This window comes from Pseudoalteromonas sp. BSi20495, from assembly GCF_000241185.1.
Taxonomy (GTDB): Bacteria; Pseudomonadota; Gammaproteobacteria; order Enterobacterales; family Alteromonadaceae; genus Pseudoalteromonas; species Pseudoalteromonas fuliginea.
In genome coordinates this window covers 43,255-60,224 of sequence record NZ_BADY01000034.1, presented here as the reverse complement: position 1 = coordinate 60,224, position 16,970 = coordinate 43,255, and the positions used below count along the sequence as shown (strand labels likewise).

19 protein-coding genes are annotated in these 16,970 nt (G+C 38.9%); 10 read left to right on the top strand and 9 right to left on the bottom strand.

Annotated elements, in window-relative coordinates; all coding sequences use genetic code 11:
- Positions 1–93: 93 nt before the first annotated feature.
- Entirely contained in the window at positions 94–345 is a 252-nt protein-coding gene (locus P20495_RS15130) for a type II toxin-antitoxin system Phd/YefM family antitoxin (protein ID WP_008134670.1), read from the bottom strand.
- Between the two features lie 73 nt (positions 346–418).
- The gene (locus P20495_RS15135) at positions 419–1,429 is read right to left on the bottom strand and encodes an RDD family protein (RefSeq protein WP_008134669.1); all 1,011 of its coding nucleotides are present in this window, start codon (positions 1,427–1,429) and stop codon (positions 419–421) included.
- 235 nt (positions 1,430–1,664) lie between these two features.
- On the opposite strand from P20495_RS15135, the gene P20495_RS20275 reads away from it, so the two are divergent.
- Both P20495_RS20275 and P20495_RS15140 read left to right on the top strand, forming a co-directional pair.
- Positions 1,665–2,240, top strand: coding sequence for a hypothetical protein (locus tag P20495_RS20275; protein ID WP_008134668.1), 576 nt, complete (start codon positions 1,665–1,667; stop codon positions 2,238–2,240).
- Positions 2,241–2,257: 17 nt separating this feature from the next.
- Entirely contained in the window at positions 2,258–2,806 is a 549-nt protein-coding gene (locus tag P20495_RS15140) for a hypothetical protein (protein ID WP_008134667.1), read from the top strand.
- Between the two features lie 65 nt (positions 2,807–2,871).
- Here the strand turns inward: P20495_RS15140 and P20495_RS15145 are convergent, their stop codons facing one another.
- Entirely contained in the window at positions 2,872–4,245 is a 1,374-nt protein-coding gene (locus tag P20495_RS15145) for an MATE family efflux transporter (protein WP_033015264.1), read from the bottom strand.
- A gap of 154 nt (positions 4,246–4,399) precedes the next feature.
- Between P20495_RS15145 and P20495_RS15150 the strand changes: the two genes are divergently transcribed.
- Positions 4,400–5,227: an AraC family transcriptional regulator gene (locus P20495_RS15150; RefSeq protein ID WP_008134662.1), complete on the top strand. Its 828-nt coding sequence runs from the start codon at positions 4,400–4,402 to the stop codon at positions 5,225–5,227.
- A gap of 12 nt (positions 5,228–5,239) precedes the next feature.
- On the opposite strand, the gene P20495_RS20270 is transcribed toward P20495_RS15150, so the two are convergent.
- Complete coding sequence (locus P20495_RS20270; RefSeq protein ID WP_008134661.1) at positions 5,240–5,674, bottom strand: LysE family translocator; 435 nt, start codon at positions 5,672–5,674, stop codon at positions 5,240–5,242.
- Positions 5,634–5,828, bottom strand: a complete 195-nt coding sequence (locus P20495_RS22430; protein WP_008134660.1) for a hypothetical protein — start codon at positions 5,826–5,828, stop codon at positions 5,634–5,636. The genes P20495_RS20270 and P20495_RS22430 overlap by 41 nt, the downstream gene beginning before the upstream one ends.
- 193 nt (positions 5,829–6,021) lie before the next feature.
- Between P20495_RS22430 and P20495_RS15155 the strand changes: the two genes are divergently transcribed.
- Positions 6,022–6,546: a CIA30 family protein gene (locus P20495_RS15155; RefSeq protein ID WP_008134659.1), complete on the top strand. Its 525-nt coding sequence runs from the start codon at positions 6,022–6,024 to the stop codon at positions 6,544–6,546.
- Positions 6,547–6,923: 377 nt separating this feature from the next.
- On the opposite strand, the gene P20495_RS15160 is transcribed toward P20495_RS15155, so the two are convergent.
- The 4 genes from P20495_RS15160 to P20495_RS15175 all read right to left on the bottom strand — a co-directional run bounded on the left by P20495_RS15160 (position 6,924) and on the right by P20495_RS15175 (position 11,116).
- Complete coding sequence (locus P20495_RS15160; RefSeq protein ID WP_008134657.1) at positions 6,924–7,373, bottom strand: hypothetical protein; 450 nt, start codon at positions 7,371–7,373, stop codon at positions 6,924–6,926.
- 304 nt (positions 7,374–7,677) lie between these two features.
- On the bottom strand, positions 7,678–8,154 hold the full coding sequence (locus P20495_RS15165; protein ID WP_008134656.1) for an FKBP-type peptidyl-prolyl cis-trans isomerase: 477 nt from the start codon (positions 8,152–8,154) through the stop codon (positions 7,678–7,680).
- A gap of 2 nt (positions 8,155–8,156) precedes the next feature.
- Positions 8,157–10,580 carry a Lon protease family protein gene (locus P20495_RS15170; RefSeq protein ID WP_008134655.1) on the bottom strand — a complete coding sequence of 808 codons (2,424 nt, stop codon included), beginning with the start codon at positions 10,578–10,580 and terminating at the stop codon, positions 8,157–8,159.
- Between the two features lie 77 nt (positions 10,581–10,657).
- Positions 10,658–11,116, bottom strand: coding sequence for a hypothetical protein (locus tag P20495_RS15175; protein WP_007378259.1), 459 nt, complete (start codon positions 11,114–11,116; stop codon positions 10,658–10,660).
- Between the two features lie 196 nt (positions 11,117–11,312).
- On the opposite strand from P20495_RS15175, the gene leuS reads away from it, so the two are divergent.
- Genes leuS through rlmH form a run of 6 tightly spaced genes read left to right on the top strand, consistent with a single transcriptional unit; the run spans position 11,313 to position 16,969 of the window.
- Positions 11,313–13,901 carry a leucine--tRNA ligase gene (leuS, locus tag P20495_RS15180; protein ID WP_008134654.1) on the top strand — a complete coding sequence of 863 codons (2,589 nt, stop codon included), beginning with the start codon at positions 11,313–11,315 and terminating at the stop codon, positions 13,899–13,901.
- 1 nt (position 13,902) lies between these two features.
- Complete coding sequence (gene lptE / locus P20495_RS15185) at positions 13,903–14,394, top strand: LPS assembly lipoprotein LptE (protein WP_008134653.1); 492 nt, start codon at positions 13,903–13,905, stop codon at positions 14,392–14,394.
- Entirely contained in the window at positions 14,394–15,431 is a 1,038-nt protein-coding gene (gene holA, locus P20495_RS15190; protein ID WP_008134652.1) for a DNA polymerase III subunit delta, read from the top strand. Before lptE ends, holA begins: the two co-directional genes overlap by 1 nt.
- Before the next feature lie 21 nt (positions 15,432–15,452).
- Entirely contained in the window at positions 15,453–16,088 is a 636-nt protein-coding gene (nadD, locus tag P20495_RS15195; RefSeq protein ID WP_008134651.1) for a nicotinate-nucleotide adenylyltransferase, read from the top strand.
- 55 nt (positions 16,089–16,143) lie between these two features.
- Positions 16,144–16,461, top strand: a complete 318-nt coding sequence (gene rsfS / locus P20495_RS15200) for a ribosome silencing factor (protein WP_007378254.1) — start codon at positions 16,144–16,146, stop codon at positions 16,459–16,461.
- 37 nt (positions 16,462–16,498) lie between these two features.
- The gene (rlmH, locus tag P20495_RS15205) at positions 16,499–16,969 is read left to right on the top strand and encodes a 23S rRNA (pseudouridine(1915)-N(3))-methyltransferase RlmH (protein ID WP_002958522.1); all 471 of its coding nucleotides are present in this window, start codon (positions 16,499–16,501) and stop codon (positions 16,967–16,969) included.
- Position 16,970: the final 1 nt, after the last annotated feature.

The following is a 16,970-nucleotide window of genomic DNA, read 5'->3' as shown; positions in this document are numbered from 1 at the left end:
CACGCCCTAATATAAACAGAAAAATAGTCTGAGCTACTTTATGTCACTTTGAGCATTAGCTTTTTCTAATTAATGTAATTCAATTGATAAGAGCTATAAGTCATCAATGCTAACTTCAATCTCCTGAGATAAATCAGCTCTACGACTTTCAATAATTTTAGCTAATTCATAGTCATCAAGCTGATGCATTATCAACTCATACAATTGTGCAGGAACTAAATAAGCAACTGTCTTATTATATTTCGAAATTTCGATGCTCTTTCCACCAGCTTTATTTAAGAGCCCAATTGGATTTTTTCTCAGTTCTGAAATACTTGCTGAACAATCAGCTAAAACTTGTCTCATAAAACACCTATAAAGTTAAACCTGTACTTAATTTTAAGTTTTTTAACTCAATCTGTATATTTTTATAATTACTTTACTCTTTCACTGCATCTTCTACCGTTTCAACATCCACAACTTGATTCAAGTTACCTTTAATAACCACTGTCGCTGATATTTTATCTTGAATGGCTTGTCTGTTTGGATCCCAATATATCTGTAGAAAACCCAATAAGCCTGTGGCAAAGCCGGCACCGTAGCCGCCGTACCGGCCAAAACAATCTAATAAACCTAATGGCTCGCCGCTTAGGGCGACAACACGGATATTACAAACCTTTTTACCCGGTGTTTGGCCGCGCCAAAGTAGCGAGAACAACGTAAAATAAACAGCAGCCCAGCCAAACCCTAAGCCTAGGTCTTGAATAATGCCCTTGCTCCACTGCAAAATACTGTTTGTGGTTGTTTGTGCAGGTTTTTCTTCTATTAACTGTGCAGGCTTTATTTCGTTATTTTCACTGACCACTAATAGCTGTAAAAGTAGGGTAGCAAGTTGTGGGCTTTGTAGGTCGTCCATTTCTGCTAATTTGGGAACTTGCCCAATTAAATTATCAAACGCGTTTTGTTGGCAAGGTTGCTCACAGCTTTCATCGGCTGTTTGCGCTAAATAAGTATTTACCCGTTGTTTTTCTGTGGCGGAAAGCTGAACTTCATCTTGTATTTTTACGCCCTGAACAGCTAAACCTTGATCAGTGTTACCGTCTTTTAGGTAATCAATGCCAATTGAAAGCACAGTAAGTGCACTTACAAATAAAATACTTGCTGCCGTTATTTTTAATATTCTTCGCCACACATTCGACATTTTTGGAAGGTATTGCTGTGCCGTGCCTTTATAAAAGGCCATTGCAGCGACAAACGCTATTAAAGCCGCGCTAAGCTTGGCCGCTAAAAATATCAGTGCAACATCAAGAATAATCGCTAGTGCACGCTGAATAGGTGTAGCTAAAGGCAAGCCCAATAAAGCACTGTCAATTTTAAAAGCGTAGGGGGTAATAACTTCTCGGGTTTCAGAATTCGATAATTCTAATTGCTCTATCTCTTTGGCTTTCATTTGTATTCTTATTATTAAATTAGGTAGCCGCATTAAGTTACGCGTTTTTTATTTGTTGCTCAACATTAACTTTTACCCCAATTTACTAAAAGCATCGTCTCGGCCAATTGGATAAAAGGAAATATAAGCCTCAAATTACAAACTTTAGGTTAACACCATTTACAAATGTACCTATTGAACATATATTAATGCTCGAATTTCTTTCATCCTTAAAATTAAATACATGGAGTATATTTTGAAGTTATTAACTAACGTGTTTTTCTTGTTTTCTGTCCTTATTTTGAGTGGCTGTGCCCACCAAATAAGTTTAAATCCAGACACTGAAAAACTTCAAGTTACAGAAAATAAATCAGCATCAGCTGTAGGTTATTATATTTCTGAAGATGATATAAAAAAGCAAGTAAAAACACCTGGTGGTGGTGGCGATAATGTTAGTTACAAACCTTATAAAGACACAGAAGCAGCGCTGTATACTGTGCTTTCTAATAAATTTGAAAACGTTTATAAGCTTGAATCATTAACTAATAGTGCATTTTTAAAAGATAAAAAAATTGAGTATGTATTCATACCGACAATAACAACGGAATCTAGCTCAGATAGCTTATTCACATGGCCTCCTACAGAATTTACTTTCACGCTAAACTGTAAAACTTTAAATAACAATGGCGATATAGCATGGAATAGTGAAGTTAAAGGTTTTGGCAAAGCTGAATTTGATGAGTTTAAAAATGATTTTTCTTTATCTGCAAAACGTGCAACAGAAGAAGCATTCAACAAACTAGTTATAGAGCTTGATCAATCAAACTTATAATTAAGGACCGAAATAAAATGAAGTATAAAAGTTCACTGGGTTTAATCGCGGCTTTATTTTTAAGTGCATGTACCATTCAAGTTCCACCTTATAGTGCAGATATCAGCAACGTTTCTAAACTAAAAGAAGAGTCTAATACACCACTCTCAGTCGGAAAAATTGAATCTGAAAAAAAATTAAATAAGATATCGCTTCGAGGCTCACCTCTTGTTTCATCAGTAGGCAACAGCTATGGTGAATATATTGAGAGCGCTTTGATACAAGAATTAAAACTAGCAAAACTATGGTCTGGCGTTGCAACAAAGCAAGTCTCGGGAAAAGTAATTGAGCAAGACATTGATGTAACAGGTTTCTCTGAAGGCAGTGCGTTTATAAAAGTTAAATTTACTGTATCAGATGGCGATATTACTTTATTTGATAAGGTAATATCTGCCGAACACACTTTCGACTCTTCTTTTCTCGGAGCAATTGCAATACCAAACGGGCAGCGAAGTTATGTAGAATTAGTTCAAAAATTGCTTACGAATCTATACGCTGATGAAGAATTTATAGCTTCAATAAAGTAAATAAATAAAGTAAAAAGGAGCTTTATGATTTCATACAGCTCCTTTTTTATATTACATAAATTTATTTACTTTAAAATTACTAAGCGCTCATCAATAGGCTCACTTTTAGGTAAGCGATGCCTAAACTCTCTGCGTAATAACATAAAACTAATAACTGCCTGAACAACAACTGTGCTTGCCGATAAATACCACAATTGCGTTAAATTAAAGCCATCCATTTGGCTTAATAAAAGAGCAGGTAAAACAAATAAAATAATCCGCAGTGTAGTACTATAAAGTGAAGGGAGTGTGTTACCGAGAGACTGAAATAGCCCCGAACACGTAAACACTATGCCCGTAGGAATAAAGTTAATACAAATAATTTGTAAAAATGTAGCGGCAACTAAAATAACATTTTGATCATCAGTGAACCCTTGCACTAGTAATTCTGGAATAAAAAAGCAAACTACGCTTAACATTGCCATTAAACTACAGGTCATTAGGGCTGACCAAAAAAAGGTTTCTCGGACACGGTCAAATTGCTTTGCACCAAAATTTTGACCCGCAACGGCTGGTGCAGCAAACGCAATTGCCATTGCAGGTAAAAACAATGACTGCATGATGCGAGAACCTAAACCAAAGCCAGCTTGGGCTTCAGGTCCAAAATGTTGAATTAACCAATAAATTAACCCCATATATGCAAACATTAAAAAGAATTCACCTCCTGCGGGTAATCCAATCCCTAATAAGCGCTTTATAATAGCGCTATCTACGCGCCATAAACTGACTTTAAAGGTAACGAACTTTTCAGCCTTAACAAAGTATACGCATAGCATTACTACCGCAACAACTACCGAAATAGTACTTGCCAACCCAGCTCCGGCTATACCCATTGGAAAGTCAGTTCCCCAACCTATAATTAAAATAGGAGATAAAATAATATTGACGATAATAGACAAGGTTTGAATCAACATAGTTGGCTTAACAATACCGGCTCCTCTTAACGCAGCACTAACTGCAACTAAAGGAAACTGCAATGCCATACCCGGCAAAAACCAATGCAAATAACGTTGTCCCGCTTCAATTGTTGCAAGGTCTGTTGAAATGCTAGTTAAGTATGTATCAGACCCTAAATAACCTAAAAACATGACAACCAAGGCCATTAAGCTAGCCAGCATCATACTTTGATTAAACACTGCATTTGCATCTTTGGCATCTTTTCGACCCGCTGCATGAGAAATCAACGCGGTTGTTCCCACATTAAGAATTTGCGTGAGTGCAAAAATTAAAAACATTGCATTACCCGCTAAGCTGAGTCCTGCTAAAGCATTTCCACCTAAATTACCTACAAAATATAAATCAACTAAAAAATACAATGTTTGAATTATCATTCCTATCATCATAGGAATAGCCATTTTGATTAAATGCTTCGGTATGGAGCCACGAGTTAGATCATGCATATTATTATCTTAACCATTAATAAGAATAGTTATCATAACAAGTTGCGTGCAATTAAGCATACTTTTAATAGTTATGGAAAGGTGTTTTATATAGCGTGAATTTCATACTACAACTTTGCTATACTGGCGGTAAGTCTTCATTAAAAGATTCATTATGATTCCTTCAACATACCCTCTTTTTTGGCGAGATAACGCCCTACCTTATGTAGAACTAAGGCAAGTTTTGGATGGTCGAAAAGTAACTTACGCCGCCCATTCTCATGCTCAGTGGTCAATTGGTGCTATTTTAGAGGGCCAAAGTGAATTTATTTGTGAAGACAAACTTTACCAAATAGATAAAGGCACTTTAGTGCTAATGAACCCCGATGCTGTACACGCATGCAACCCCAACCAAAACTCGCCCTGGGCTTATTATATGATGCATGTAGATAAAAGTTGGTTAGCTCAATTGCTTGTTAAGTTTAATATAAGGGCAAGTAACCACTGGTGTAATAGCCAACCTGATACATTAACAACCCCTGTATTTTACCAGCAGTTTGTTTTAGTTTGCCGAAACCTTATGTCGAATAAGCTGTCTTCTTTAGAAAAAGAGTCTTTACTTAGCCAGTATTTGATTACGTTATTTGAATACATCGATAGCACTGATATTAAAGAAAATACGTGCCTACCTCCTAATAGGCTGTATAAAGTTGCAAACTACCTCGCCCTTTATTGTCAGGATGACGAACCAATTAAGGTTATTAGCAAAAAATTTGGCTTTAATACTAGCTACTTGATACGTACATTTAAACGCCACTTCAATATGAGTCCACATGCTTATCGGATAAATCTGCGTATACAACTAAGTCAACAAGCGCTTAAGCAAGGCGATGCCATTTCAACGGTGGCTCAAAATGCAGGATTTAGTGATCAAGCTCATTTTCAACGTGTATTTAAACAGCGGGTTGCTGCAACACCAGCACAATATCGACGCTGTATTTAGAATAAAAACACATTAACTTATAATAAAAAAGCAACTCCCGGCAAGTAACACTGCCAATGCTTTATTCATAAAACGTATTTTTGCAGGACTTTGAAAGTACTGCCCTAGCACTATACCTATCCATACCCACATGCTCAGCGACAACCAGCAAATTGGTAAATACACACTGGCAAACGTAAACACTTCAAATAGCTCTGCATTAGGGATGTAAGTCGCAATTCCCGATAGTGATGCTAACCATGCTTTTGGGTTTAGCCATTGCATGATTACCCCAGTAATAAAGGTAGGTGAACTTTTATTACTGTCTGAGTTTAATTCACCATTATCTACAAATAATTGATAACTTAAATAAAGTAAAAAAGTAATACCAGCCCATTGCAATACTTCAGTGATCCATTGCAATTTATCAAGAAGGTAGTTTAAACCCCATCCAATAACTAAAAACAAAAAAATAAAACCCAAGTGTTGCACCGGTTATAAACATTAAGCCAGTTCTTAGCCCATACCGTGCGCTGCTCAATGAAACTAAATTAACTGGCCCTGGCGATAAAGACGCAGCTAATGCAAATAACGACATTGACATAATTAAAGATAAAGTCATGGTTCACTTTCTAATTAATTCAAACTGATGGTGAGTGTCTACATTAAATAGAGGCTGGTATTGAACAAAATTGACTTAATCAAATAAAAGTAAGTTATTTCGCGCATATCAATACTAGTTTTTAATTTTCAGCATTGTGAACTATTAATATTTTTAGTCGTATCAATAAATTGTTAATTCATTAGGATCGACCATGACCACTAAACAGCTTTCGTCACTGTTTGTATTTAACTTAGTCTTAGCGACAAGCGAGGCCAATGCAAATCAACAATGGTATGTTATTAACGACTCTGTAATGGGCGGCGTATCTAATAGCCAAGTAACAAAAACACAAGATAGCTTGCTGTTTACAGGCAATGTTTCGCTTGCTAATAATGGCGGTTTTGCATCAATACGTACCGAAATTGACACACAAGGTCAAAACTCAAAAACTATAGCGCTGCGTGTTAAAGGCGATGGGCAAATCTATCAGCTTAGGCTCAGAACAACTACTTACCTTGATGGCGCAGCGTACATCCACTCATTTAAAACAATAAAAAGCGAATGGGTAGAAATCAACTTTACCCCGAGTGATTTTACTTTAATGTATCGCGGACGAGTGCTTGAGCAACAGCCTATTATTGATTTTGATGATATAAAACAGCTAGGCTTTATGATTGCAGGTAAGCAAGAAGGCAAATTTAAACTTGAAGTGAGTAAAATCGAATTTAAAAGCTAACCCACCAGCATGTTAGTGGCGCTATACAGTATAGTCGTGATCGCCCCGCCTTTTCATTTCACTAATAACCAGCTCAACCATTTGTTGCTTTATTGCCGCTTGCTCTGATTTTAACTCCCCTAATTGCAGCTCTAACATATCTATTTGCTCTTGCTGTTGCGTGTTTTTATATTTTTTAGAACTTGGGGCGTGTTGACCTTTGTGGATTGAAATTTGTTCAATTTAGGGGCGATTTAATCGCGGCGCGAGGTTTGTAACCTAGTGGGCTAAGTAAAAACCGAGCAACAAAGAGTAAATTGCCCCTAGGCAGAACCCTTCGGGCAGCGCATGTTTGGTATTTATGCTGCGTTATCGCCTATTTATGGGGAGTAACCACACTACATAGGCTCTGCCTTGCCTAAATACCAAACATACTGCTGCAAATTCAACCACGAAGGGTCAACACGCCCTGGGTGCCCTGCATCTAAAGTTAAACTCGCATCACTTTCATCTAGCTCACTTGCTGAAGTATTTATAGTTAAACTACGTTGTACGGGGCTTTGTTTAAGTTTATTAATTTGTTCTTGCAGCGCAATAACTCGCCCAGTGAAGTGTTTATATACTTTTTCGAGATTTTTATACTGATCGCCAAATGTTGCGTTATCTTCACTGTATTTTTGCGCTTTGGTATCTAGAAACTTTGATAACACATATTTTGGCTCTTCCTCATTCTCTTCCTCGCTCTTTTCTTCACTCGCTTTTTCAACAGGTAGTTTATCTGATTGCGCTAAAGGTTGAGTATTTGAGTTATGCACTTGGTATGGAATGGGAGCCGCTGAAATCTTCATTATTTTGTCCCTAAAATAGTTTGCCTCTTTTATAGGTATCGACCTCGTATTAAAATCCTTGAGTAAATTTTATTGTTAGCTAAAAGCAAAAAGCCCTACTTTATTAAAGTAGGGCTTTAGCAATTAATTACTTTGAATCAAATTATACCAATCTGCTTATATATGAAGTCTATTTAACGTTAAGAAAATTACGCTAGAACTAGGCAAAAATTTTTGTATCTAGTTGTTCTAAATAGAAAATTTTTAACAACGTTATAGTGCAATTTAATTCGTTAAATTGTTCAAGTATTTATGCAGGTTGGTATTACGGCTCAATTGCCAGTAACTCTACTTCAAAAATAAGTACTGAAGCAGGAGGAATACTGCCTACACGTTTTTCGCCATACGCTAATTGATGCGGTACATAAAACGTGTATTTATCGCCTGGGCTCATCAGTTGTAAGCCCTCAGTCCAGCCTTTAATCACTTGGTGCAAGCCAAAGCTAATCGGTGTTTTACGCTCTACTGAGCTGTCAAACACAGTCCCGTCGATTAGCGTGCCATGATAATGCACGTTAACCATACTTGTTGAGCTTGGTGTGTTTTCACTCTCACCTTTATGCATTACTTTGTACTGCAAGCCAGAAGCTGTTTCTACTATACCTTCTACTTTTGAATTAGCGGCTAAGTAATCTACCCCTATTTGCGCATTTACGCCTGCTTGTTGTTTTGCTTTTTTACTATTTTTAAATATTAAAAAACAAAAAATGGCGATAACCACCGCCAAAATTATATTGATCATTATTAACCTTTTTCGTTATCTAGTTCTTCGTCTTTTTCGTCGTCATTATCGCCATTTACAATGTCGGCAATCTCTTTTAGACGCGCAAGCGCAATACCGTTTACTGAGTTTTCTGGATACTGGTCATCAATAATATCGCCTGCTTCTATATCCATTAACAAGTTAAGCGCTTGATCTACGGTTTCAACTGCGTAAATATTAAATTTACCCGCCTCTACCGCGTTGAGGATCTCGTCATCAAGTACTAAGTTAACTTGGTTTGATTTAGGAATAATAACGCCTTGCGAACCGGTTAAACCACGCATTTTACACAGTTTAAAAAAGCCTTCTATTTTTTCGTTTACGCCACCAATAGCTTGTACATCACCATGTTGGTTAATAGAGCCTGTCAGCGCGATAGATTGGCTAATAGGGAGGCTTGTAATAGATGAAATAAGCGCACAAAGCTCTGCTAAAGATGCACTATCGCCATCTATGTAACCATAACTTTGCTCTATGGCAATATTAGCACTAAGCGTTAAGCTAAACTGCTGTGCGTACTTATTGCCTAAATAGCCGGTAAGCAACATCACGCCTTTTGAGTGGATAGCTTTACCTAGTTCGGCTTCGCGTTCAACGTCTATTACGCCATCGGCGCCTGCATAAACAGTTGCCGTAATACGCGCAGGGGTACCAAACGAGGTATCGCCAATGTGTAGTACTGTTAAACCATTTACTTTACCTATAGCTTGGCCATCGGTTGCAATAAGTGTATGGCCTTCTTTTATATCGCTAAGCATGTTTTCGCTGATCTGACCGGTACGATATTGTTTGCCTTCAATGGCTTCGTCAATATGGTATGCATCAATAACCGTTAAGTTATCTTGTTTCGCGTAATAACTCGCTTCAGCAACTAATTCAAGCACATCAGCAAAGCGCGCCGAGAGTTTATTATGATGCTCAGCTTGGCGGTAACTAAATTTAAGTAACCGTACCATAGCAGCCTCTGTAGCGGTGCATTTTAATGTTTGCTCGCAATACTCAGTCACTTTGGTAATAAACTGGTACTGTAATTTATCGCTACTTGGTAAGTAGTAATCAAAATCGGCAAGTACTCTAAATAGCTCAGCAAATTCTTCGTCGTATTCACCTATGGTGTAGTACAACTCGCGCGAGCCCAATAAAATAATCTTTACATCAAGTGGAATAAGTTGCGGGCGAAGCGTAAAACTTGTCCCGACTGTGCTGTCTTGATAGGGTAAATCATTTTTTATTTGATGTGTTTTTAAACACAGCTTTAAACCATCCCACACTTGTGGATTAGCCATTATTTTTTCGGCATCCATTATTAAGTAACCACCATTGGCACGATGCAATGCACCGGGCTGAATTGAGCGATAACTCGTAATCAATGTACCTTGGGATGTAGCGTATTCAATTTTACCAAATATATTACCAAAGGTTGGGTTTGGCTCATAAACGACTGGCGCTGCGTCGTCTTCTTTAAATTCAACTAAAATGTTAGGTGCAAAAAAGTCGGTAAGCATACCTTTGCGGTCAAAGTCTTCTTTGCTTTCTTCGCTTTCGTCTTCGTCATCTAGCCATTCAAGTACCGCGTCGATAATTTCAACGCGAATATCTTTTAAATAACGCAGTACGCCAATGTGTGTCGCGTACTTATGCTCTAAGTCTTTTAAAAGTGGTTTAGTGGCTTGCTCTGCGGTCGATTTTTTAAGATTACGAAGTTTTTCTTTTGATTCGCGTTTCCACCGTGGTAGCTCTATTAACGCTTCTATTAATGCATCTTCTAGCTTTTCGATTTTTTCAAAAAACTCTTCGCGCAATGTTTCTTCAAGCTCACCAAATTCACTGTCGCTCAATTGTTTTCCATCAACAAGTGGTGCAAAACCCACTGAGCTTTTTTCTTCTACTAGAGCAACACTTTGCTCAAGTGCTGCGATTTCAACTGCGGTAATTGCGCTGTCGTAAGCGTCGTTAAACTCACGATCGATTGATTTTTTCTTGCGTTGGTACGCTGGATTATCAAATGCCGCTGGAAAAGTGTCGAGCACTTCATCTAAGAATGAGTCTATGTCGTCGCTAAGTTGCTTACTTTGCCCTGCTTGCATAAAAAGTGCGATAGGCTCACGGTGATCGGCGTAATTATTTACGTACAACCATTCATTAGGCGTTGCTCTGTCTTTTGCGTGTTGCTTAAGTTTATCTTTGACTAGCGTATAACGTCCATGAGCCGCTTCGCCCATTACATAAACATTATAGCCAGGTAAATCCATACCTAATGAAAAGTCGAGCGCACTTTGGGCACGTTGTTGGCCTATAAAAGTAAGTTGCTCTGGGTACGGGTTACTCATGCATGTATGTACATGATTACTAGAAATACTCGGTGCGAGCTTTGAAACAGATAGTGGCTGCAATTTTTTCGTCATTCTAACTTCTTTGTTTACCAGCATATTCACTGGCTTTTGGGCGTATTAAGTGGCACGCAGCCACCTAATACCAATATTTAAGGGTTCAGCGCCTTACGACTAAAGTAGATTCCATCACATTGCGTGCAAGGTATTATTTGCGTTGCGTGATAAATGTCGTGGCTATGGTTGCAATTCTTACATACTAATGTGCCCATGGCTATCCATTCGCCTGCGTGATACACCCCATTGTGCTTAAAATCTTGGCTTAAAGATTGCCACTCTAGTTGTGTTTTATCTTCTATGTGCGAGAGTTCAAACCATAAAGATTCTTTAAGTTCTTGCCATGCAAGCGAATTGTAATAAGCTTCGTGCTCAATAATGTGTTCAATATCATGCTTTAAGTAACTTTTATAAAGTTCATACCTTTCTTGACTTAAATCTTTGATTGCTTGCTCAGATTCAACAAACCCAGTAACTACATCTTTTACACCATGATCTTTTACATCTTTTAGCCAACTAGTAAAACTGCTAAGCCATGCTTTGTAATCAGTCATTTTTTACTCCTTCAAAATTGCTGTTAAATCAGTCTGTAACTTATGTATTTAGCTAACTACATTATAAAAAAGCAGGTTAACCTGCACTGAAAGTTACAATTTAATAAAAGCATGTTTTTGACGCTGTGAATAGTGTTTTATTTGGGGTATCCTAACGGCAATTTTTTATTAGTTTGCAAGAAGTCTGGAACCATAGATGCAAGAGCAATATAACCCGCAAGATATAGAGTCAAAAGTACAAAGCTACTGGGAAGAAAACCAGGTATTTAAAGTCACTGAAGATGAGAATAAAGAAAAGTATTACTGCCTTTCTATGTTTCCTTATCCGAGTGGTCGACTGCATATGGGTCATGTACGTAACTACACCATCGGTGATGTTGTTTCTCGTTTCCAGCGCCTGCAAGGCAAAAACGTAATGCAACCTATGGGTTGGGATGCGTTTGGTTTACCTGCAGAAAACGCCGCTATTAAAAACAAAACAGCACCAGCTAAGTGGACATACGAAAACATTGATTACATGCGTACACAGCTTAAGCAATTAGGTTTTGGCTATGACTGGGATCGCGAAATTGCGACGTGTCACCCAGAGTACTACAAGTGGGAACAGTGGTTTTTCACTAAGCTTTACGAAAAAGGCCTAGTGTATAAAAAAATGTCTACAGTTAACTGGGATCCAGTGGATCAAACAGTATTAGCTAACGAGCAAGTTATTGACGGTCGCGGTTGGCGTTCAGGCGCTGTGGTTGAGCAAAAAGAAATTCCACAGTGGTTTATTAAAATTACTGATTACGCACAAGAGCTACTAGATGACTTAGATCAGTTGGAAGATTGGCCAGAGCAAGTTAAAACAATGCAGCGCAACTGGATTGGCCGCTCTGAAGGCTGTGATATTGAATTTAAACGCACCGATAACGACGAAACATTTAGCGTATACACAACTCGTCCAGATACCTTTATGGGTGTTACATATGTTGCTGTTGCCGGTGGTCACCCTATTGCACAAGAAGCGGCTAAAAATAGCGATGCTATTGCAATGTTTGTTGAAGAATGCAAAAACACCAAAGTTGCCGAAGCAGACATGGCAACAATGGAGAAAAAAGGCATAGCAACAGGCTTTTACGCCACTCACCCATTAACGGGCGAGCAAGTACCAATTTGGGTCGCTAACTTTGTATTAATGCATTATGGCTCAGGCGCTGTAATGGCAGTACCTGCACACGATCAACGCGACTTTGAGTTTGCAACCGCTTACGGTCTTGATATAAAACAAGTCATTGCACCGGTTGAAGGTTCAGACCTTGAAGTAAACCTTAAAGAATCAGCGTTTACTGATAAAGGCGTACTTGTAAATTCAGGTGAATTTAACGGCCTTGATTTTGACGCTGGTTTTAAAGCCATTGCGGATAAATTAGAAGCTCTCGGTGTGGGTGAGCGCAAAGTAAACTTCCGCCTGCGTGACTGGGGTGTTAGCCGTCAACGTTATTGGGGTTCACCAATCCCAATGCTTAGCGACGAAGATGGTAAAGAGCTTGCAGCAACAGAAGATATGCTACCCGTTCGCTTACCTGAAGATGTGGTAATGAACGGTGTAACTTCACCACTTAAAGCAGACCCAGAGTGGGCTAAAACTACCGTAAATGGTGCACCTGCGTTTCACGAAACTGATACGTTTGACACCTTTATGGAGTCTTCTTGGTACTACGCACGCTACTGTAGCCCACGCTACGACGAAGGCATGCTAGATCCCGCGGCTGCTAACTACTGGTTGCCAGTAAACCAATACATTGGTGGTATTGAGCACGCTATTTTACATTTATTGTACTCGCGCTTTTTCCATAAATTATTACGTGACTTTGGTTTAGTAAATTCAGACGAGCCGTTTGACCGCTTACTTTGTCAAGGTATGGTGCTTGCTGAAACATTTTATCGTAAAGATGAAAAAGGCGGCGATATTTGGATCTCGCCAAGTGATGTAAACACTGAAACCGACGATAAAGGCCGCGTGACTAAAGCATGGCATAAAGAGGACGGTGAGCCAGTTTTCTCATCAGGCATGAGCAAAATGTCCAAGTCTAAAAACAACGGTATAGACCCGCAACATGTAATTGCCCAATATGGTGCAGATACTGTGCGTTTATTCATGATGTTTACAGCACCACCAGAGCAAACGCTTGAATGGTCAGACTCAGGTGTTGAAGGCGCGCATCGCTTCTTAAAACGTGTATGGAAATACGCGGTAGACGTTAAAACAGTAGGTTACCAAGCACTTGATAAATCAGCGCTAACAAACCCACAAAAAGTATTACGTCGCGACTTACACAAAGCGATTGCTAAAGTGACTGATGATGTTGAACGTCGTCAAACCTTTAATACCGCCATTGCAGCTATTATGGAGCTTTCTAATAAATTATTAAAAGCACCTTTAATAGATACGCAAGATATAGCAATTGCAAACGAAGCATTAGAAGCGCTTATTATTATGCTTGCACCTATTACGCCACATTTATCGCACGAGCTTTGGAAAGAGTTAGGTAAAGAAGGTGAGATTTTGGATGCTGCATGGCCAAAAGTTGATGAGTCGGCACTTGTTGAAGATGAAAAACTAATCATCGTACAAGTAAACGGCAAGCTCCGCGCTAAGTTAACCGTTGCAGCTGATGCAACGCAAGAGCAAGTAGAAACCCTTGCGTTTGCAGAATCTAATGTAACTAAATTTACTGATGGCTCAACCATTCGTAAAATCATTTACGTACCAGGCAAGCTACTTAACGTGGTAGCTAACTAATATGGCTGCATTTAACGCCATTAAAAACGGACTAGCCTTAGTGCTAGTCTGTTTTTTGATAACTAGCTGCGGGTTTCATCTAAAAAAAGCCTCTAGCATGCCTGATAACCTAAAACAGCTAACTCTTGTAGGTGATGATGAAAAGTCAGCCTTATTTGAAAGCCTTAAAAACGAGCTAAGAGCGAGTAATGTAGAGCTAATATCAGCAGCTAAAGATAAAGCCCTATTATATTTGTATAAAGAAAGTATTGAACGTCAAACACTATCGTTATTTCAAAATGGTCAAGTAGCTGAATACGAACTCGCTTATGGCGTATCGTATGTAGTTAAACGCCCTGGCGAAAAAGCCATTGAAAAGCGCTTTGAGCTTTACCGTAATTACCAAGACGATCCAGATCATGCGCTAGCTAAAGCAAAAGAGCTTGAGCTACTCATTAGCGAGATCCGTGAGCAAGCCAGTCGTCGTATTGTTAGAGAGCTGTCGCAACTATAATGCGCTGTTATGCTAATCAACTACCGAGTGAATTAAATAAAGGGCTAAAGCCCTTTTATTTAGTGTTTGGGGAAGAGCCTTTTCAAGAAGCACAGTGCGTACAACAAATTCGCGACAGTGCTAAAGCACAAGGCTTTGACGAAGTAATTAAGTTTACTTTAATGCAAGGATTCGATTGGCAAGAAATCATAGCTCAATATCAAAGCATGTCACTATTTAGCGCGCGCACTATTATTGAGCTTGATTTAAACCAACAAAAACCAGGCGTTATTGGCAGCAACACCTTTAAAAAAGTAATTGAGCTGGTTAATCCAGATACTATTTTAATTGTTAAAGGCGCTAAAGCCAGCCAAGAAGTACAACGCGGTGCATGGTTTAAAGCCCTTGATAAGCAAGGCATATTTGTACCTTGCTACCCGCTTACCGGCACGCATGTAAAACGGTGGCTAGACGAGCAATGCCAACGCTTATCGCTCAACATGCAAAACGATGCCAAACTGAGTTTAATAAATGCCACAGAAGGTAACTTATTAGCGTGCTTCCAAGAGCTTGAAAAGCTCTCACTACTGCACGGCAATGCATTAATTACTCAGCAATTAGTAATGCAAGGGCTGTTAAACCAAGCCAAGTTTGATATTTTTGATTTAAGCGATGCACTATTAAATGGCCACGCTAAACAAGCTATAAAAGTATTAAACAAACTTGCCAGCGATAACACCGAAGTGGTGAGTATTTTATGGGCTATAACCAAAGAGCTTAATACGCTAATAAATGTGCAACTTGGTTTATTAAATGGCGAACCAATCGCTAATTTATTTAAACAAAATGCTATTTGGAAAAACCAGCAAGGGCCAGTTCAAAACGCAATTAACCGCTTAAACATACACACACTTGAACAAATAAATAGTGATGTAGCTTTGTTTGATGCCAGTTATAAGCAAGGTAATTTAATTGCCCCTTACCAAGCGCTTGCTCATATTTGTATTAAATTTTGCCAGCCGCTCAACATTCCTATGCCGTGCCACGCGGTTAATTAATAAATAGCTAATAGGTGTTAAATGATCGCAATTTTTGGTGGCACTTTCGACCCTGTCCATTTAGGCCATATAAATATGGCGCAGCAATGTGCTACTGCGTTTAATTTAAACACGCTTTATTTTATGCCTTGTGCATTACCGGCGCATAAAGCAGCGCCTGGTATTAGTACGCAGCACCGTATTAATATGCTAAACGCGGCTATTGCGCCCTACCCTCATTTTAAACTCGATTTAAGAGAACTTAACCGAGCCGGCCCATCGTATTCGTTACTTAGCTTGCAAGAACTTCGTAAAGAGCACCCTACTACACCTATCTTATTTTTAATTGGTATGGACTCATTTAACAATCTCGATAAATGGTTTGAGTGGAAGGCAATTACGCAGCTTTGTCATATTGTGGTATATCAGCGCCCTGCTCAACATTGTACTGCAAGTGGTGAACTAAAAGGCTATATGCAAGATGCGAATGTAGACGAAGCAACCTTACTTGAGCACTCACTTGCTGGTAAACTTTATTTTTTACCGGGTAAAATGCTCGATGCTGCTTCGAGTACAATTCGCGAACAACTGAAAAAAAGCAATAAAAAGAATGAACTATTACCCGCTGCAGTGAGTCATTACATAGAACAGCATCAGCTCTATCAAATTGATGCTTAAAAACGCCTAGCGTGTTAAAATGCGCGCCATTAAATTTTTAAATTGAGACAAAACATTGGATTCAAAACAACTACTCGCCTTTGCAATGGATAAAATTGACGATATGAAAGCACGTGACATCGTTCATATTGACGTAACAAAGACATCAGATATTACAGATTACATGGTAATTTGTTCTGGTACTTCTAAACGTCACGTACAGTCAATTGCCGATCACTTAGCAAAAGAAGCGCGTCACGCAGATTCAGAACCATTAGGTTATGAAGGTGAAGGCGATGGCGAATGGGCACTGGTTGATTTAGGTGATGTAGTTGTACACGTGATGCAAAACGAAGCACGTAGCTATTACGATCTAGAGAAACTGTGGGGCTAAACACGCACTCATTTTAGACAATGCTTGGAAGTAATACGTGAAAATACAAATGATTGCTGTTGGTACAAAAATGCCAGCATGGGTAGAAACGGGATTTGCAGAATATCAGCGCCGTTTCCCTAAAGATATGGCCCTTGAGTTAATTGAAATCCCTGCCGGTAAACGTGGCAAAAACGCAGACATAAAGCGCATTTTACACATTGAAGGTGAAAAAACATTAGCGGCTATTCCAAAAGGCAATCGTATTGTAACGTTAGAGGTAACAGGGAAAGCACTGGATACTCACCAACTTGCTAAAAATATGGAAAAATGGCAACTCGATGGTCGTGATGTAAGTTTACTTATTGGCGGACCTGAAGGGCTTGCTCCAGAGTGCATTGCAGCGTCTGAGCAAAAATGGTCGTTATCTAATTTAACATTACCGCACCCCTTGGTGCGTATTATTGTTGCAGAGAGCCTTTACAGAGGCTGGAGCTTAAATAACAACCATCCTTATCATCGCGAGTAAT

Bases quoted from the DNA above. Each gene is read 5' to 3' on its own strand.
- P20495_RS15145 (WP_033015264.1), bottom strand. From the start codon at position 4,245: ATGCATGATCTAACTCGTGGCTCCATACCGAAGCATTTAATCAAAATG.
- P20495_RS15135 (WP_008134669.1), bottom strand. From the start codon at position 1,429: ATGAAAGCCAAAGAGATAGAGCAATTAGAATTATCGAATTCTGAAACC.
- holA (WP_008134652.1), top strand. From the start codon at position 14,394: ATGCGCTGTTATGCTAATCAACTACCGAGTGAATTAAATAAAGGGCTA.
- P20495_RS15170 (WP_008134655.1), bottom strand. From the start codon at position 10,580: ATGACGAAAAAATTGCAGCCACTATCTGTTTCAAAGCTCGCACCGAGT.
- leuS (WP_008134654.1), top strand. From the start codon at position 11,313: ATGCAAGAGCAATATAACCCGCAAGATATAGAGTCAAAAGTACAAAGC.
- P20495_RS15130 (WP_008134670.1), bottom strand. From the start codon at position 345: ATGAGACAAGTTTTAGCTGATTGTTCAGCAAGTATTTCAGAACTGAGA.
- lptE (WP_008134653.1), top strand. From the start codon at position 13,903: ATGGCTGCATTTAACGCCATTAAAAACGGACTAGCCTTAGTGCTAGTC.
- P20495_RS15155 (WP_008134659.1), top strand. From the start codon at position 6,022: ATGACCACTAAACAGCTTTCGTCACTGTTTGTATTTAACTTAGTCTTA.
- P20495_RS15175 (WP_007378259.1), bottom strand. From the start codon at position 11,116: ATGACTGATTACAAAGCATGGCTTAGCAGTTTTACTAGTTGGCTAAAA.
- P20495_RS15140 (WP_008134667.1), top strand. From the start codon at position 2,258: ATGAAGTATAAAAGTTCACTGGGTTTAATCGCGGCTTTATTTTTAAGT.
- P20495_RS15160 (WP_008134657.1), bottom strand. From the start codon at position 7,373: ATGAAGATTTCAGCGGCTCCCATTCCATACCAAGTGCATAACTCAAAT.
- P20495_RS15165 (WP_008134656.1), bottom strand. From the start codon at position 8,154: ATGATCAATATAATTTTGGCGGTGGTTATCGCCATTTTTTGTTTTTTA.
- nadD (WP_008134651.1), top strand. From the start codon at position 15,453: ATGATCGCAATTTTTGGTGGCACTTTCGACCCTGTCCATTTAGGCCAT.
- P20495_RS22430 (WP_008134660.1), bottom strand. From the start codon at position 5,828: ATGACTTTATCTTTAATTATGTCAATGTCGTTATTTGCATTAGCTGCG.
- P20495_RS15150 (WP_008134662.1), top strand. From the start codon at position 4,400: ATGATTCCTTCAACATACCCTCTTTTTTGGCGAGATAACGCCCTACCT.